1 pseudogene is annotated in these 1,182 nt (G+C 46.2%); it reads left to right on the top strand.

What is annotated here, in order from left to right:
- Positions 1-112 precede the first annotated feature (112 nt).
- Positions 113-1,163, top strand: a pseudogene (locus F5ESL0246_RS08110) (IS30 family transposase).
- The last annotated feature ends 19 nt before the right edge of the window (positions 1,164-1,182 follow it).

The following is a 1,182-nucleotide window of genomic DNA, read 5'->3' as shown; positions in this document are numbered from 1 at the left end:
GGTAAATTGTAAAATGAAGTTGAACACTTGCCCTAATTAAAAAATGAAAAAAGTCCATTGGACTTCTTTGATAGAATGTAATTACCCAATCAATTCTAGAAAGAAGTTACCAATGAACTCGCTTAATTCTACCATATCTAATCACCAAAAGGGCCAACATCTTGCTTTGCAAGACCGCGTGATTATCCAAGTCTTGCGCCAGCAGGGCCAGTCCCTGCGTCAAATTGCCGCTAGTCTTAATTGTTCGCCCGCAACCGTGAAATATGAGCTTGAACGCGGTCAGATTGCACTTCTATCACGGTCAACGGCACCGCTATGATGCCCCAGCAGCGCAAAGACGCTATCAGGCAAGACGCTTAAACTGCGGTCGTAAGCAAGCCTGCTTGGCCAAAACTCGCTTCATTAAGTACGTTGAAGCGCACTTCTTCAAGCACGGCTGGTCGCTTGATGCCTGTGTGGGCCGGGCCTTAGCCAGTGGTAAATTTACCCGGGCCGAAACCGTCTGCACCAAGACGCTCTACCATTATGTGGAACGTGGTTTATTACAGATTAAGGCAACTAACTTGCCCGAATGCTTAAGCCGTAAGACTAAAGCCAAACGGATACGCCAGCATAAACGCAGACTGGGGCGCAGTATTAGTGAGCGACCTGTTGCTATTAACCAGCGCCGCGAATTTGGTCACTGGTCTTGCGACCTAGTCTTAGGTCACAAGACCAAAGATGATCAGGCCCTCTTAACTCTGTATGAACGCATGACGCGCAAGTTTATGATTATTCCGATTAAGGATAAGACTGCCGCTAGCGTCATGACGGCCTTTAAAATCTTGCGCAGCCACTACCAAGAACACTGGAATGAGGTCTTTAAGACCATTACCACGGATAACGGTTCTGAGTTTGCGGATTTAGCCCAGTTAGAAAGAGTATCGCAGACGTTGGTCTACTATGCGCACCCTTACACTTCTTGTGAGAAGGGCGGAGTAGAGCGGCACAACCGGTTAATCAGGCGCTTCATTCCTAAAGGCAAATACATCAAGGATTATGATATGATCCAAATCTACGGCATTGAGGAATGGTGCAATAACCTGCCGCGCAAAATCTTAGCCTACCACACTCCCGATGAATTATATGAGAAAAGATTAGATTGCATCTATCAAATCAAGTAGGGTGTTCAACTTAAAATTG

Origin of the sequence: Lactobacillus sp. ESL0246 (assembly GCF_003692965.1) — a bacterium.
GTDB lineage: Bacteria > Bacillota > Bacilli > Lactobacillales > Lactobacillaceae > Lactobacillus.
Note: the sequence above shows the minus strand (reverse complement) of the source record. Positions and strands in the feature narration are given on the sequence as shown.